This window comes from Actinophytocola xanthii, from assembly GCF_001921205.1.
In the GTDB taxonomy this organism is placed as follows: domain Bacteria; phylum Actinomycetota; class Actinomycetes; order Mycobacteriales; family Pseudonocardiaceae; genus Actinophytocola; species Actinophytocola xanthii.
On sequence record NZ_MSIE01000062.1, the window covers coordinates 1 to 1,467 of the forward strand.

Below are 1,467 nucleotides of genomic sequence, written 5' to 3' on the forward strand. Positions count from 1 at the left end.
TCACCGCACTCTTCGACGACAACGGCCGCCACACCGGCTACGGCAAGGTCACCCGGGACCTGACCGAACAACGCGCGGTCGAGCACGAGCTGAGCGAGCGGCGCCGGCTGCTGAACCACCTGGTGCACGCGCAGGAGGTGGAGCGGCGGCGGATCGCCTGGGACGTGCACGACGACTCGATCCAGTCGATGGTCGCGGTCGGGATGCGGCTGCAGCTGCTGGCCGCCCGGGTGCCCGAGGAGCACACCCGGCTGCTGGAGCAGCTCGACGAGACCGTCCGCGCCGCCATCAGCCGACTGCGCGGCCTGGTCTTCCAGCTGCGGCCCACGGCCATCGACCGCCACGGGCTCATCCCGGCGCTGTCGGCCTACCTCGACAGCATCGTGGCCGGATGGGGGCTCAAACCGGTTCTGGACAGCACCCTGGACATCGAGCCGCCGCCCGCGACGGCCCTCACGATCTTCCGGATCTGTCAGGAGGCGCTGAACAACGTGCACAAACACGCCCGGGCGACCACGGTGACCGTGACCGTGCGCGGAGTCGAGGACGGCATCGGCGTCCGCGTCGTCGACAACGGCGTCGGCTTCCGGCCCGACCTGCGGTCCAGCCAGGCACACGAGCACTTCGGCCTCATCGAGATGCGCGAACGCAGCGAGACCGCCGGCGGCTGGTGGACGGTGGACTCCGCTCCCGGCCGCGGCACGACCGTCGAGTTCTGGCTGCCGGTGCCCCGATGACCGCCCCGAACCTGCGGGTCCTGATCTCCGACGACGACCCCTTGATCCGCGAGGCCCTGCGCGAGGTCCTCGAGGCAGAGGGCGACATAGCGGTGGTCGCCGTAGCCGGCGACGCCGACGAGGCCATCTCGCTGGCCGAACGCCACTCCCCCGCCGTCGCGGTGCTCGACGTCCGCATGCCCGGCGGCGGTGGCTCCCGAGCGGCCCGGGAGATCCTCGCGCGCTCGCCGGACACCCGCATCCTGGCCTTCTCGGCCTACGACGACCTCACCACGGTCGCGGAGATGAGACAGGCAGGGGCAAGCGAGTACCTGGCGAAAGGCGCCCCCAACGCCGAGATCGTCGCCGCGGTCCGCCGAGTCGCCGCAGCGTGATCCCTGGCTCCCTCAGGCCGAAATCGTCGTACTCCGGCCATCGGTGTAAAGGGCGCCTGACGGCGTCGCTGACGCGAGCTCGCTTCGCTCGCCCCTTGACACCGATCCCCCGGAGCCACGAGACGGCCTGTATGAGGGAGCAGAGGGGAGGAGTAGGCAGCCTCCACCGAACAAGGAAAGCTCCCTACACTCCCCCGGCTCCCTCGCACAGGCCGTCCCTAGCGCCACAGCGTCGGGGTCAAGAGTGGCGAAGCCATCGCGCAGCGACGCCGCAGGCGCTCTTGAAGCCGACGATGTGGCGTTAGACCATCACCGGCCGAGGGAGCACGCTCGCAGGAGTAGGCAGCCCCAACCGA

General features: G+C 70.6%; 2 protein-coding genes. Both read left to right on the forward strand.

Annotation, left to right across the window (positions count from 1 at the left end; all coding sequences use genetic code 11):
- A partial coding sequence (locus BU204_RS29375) for a sensor histidine kinase (RefSeq protein ID WP_143229837.1) occupies positions 1-737 on the forward strand: 737 nt, incomplete at its 5' end.
- Positions 734-1,111, forward strand: a complete 378-nt coding sequence (locus BU204_RS29380) for a response regulator (RefSeq protein ID WP_075129033.1) — start codon at positions 734-736, stop codon at positions 1,109-1,111. The genes BU204_RS29375 and BU204_RS29380, both read left to right, overlap by 4 nt.
- Positions 1,112-1,467: the final 356 nt, after the last annotated feature.

Excerpts from the sequence above, each read along its gene's own strand:
- BU204_RS29380 (WP_075129033.1), top strand. The coding sequence starts at position 734 with ATGACCGCCCCGAACCTGCGGGTCCTGATCTCCGACGACGACCCCTTG.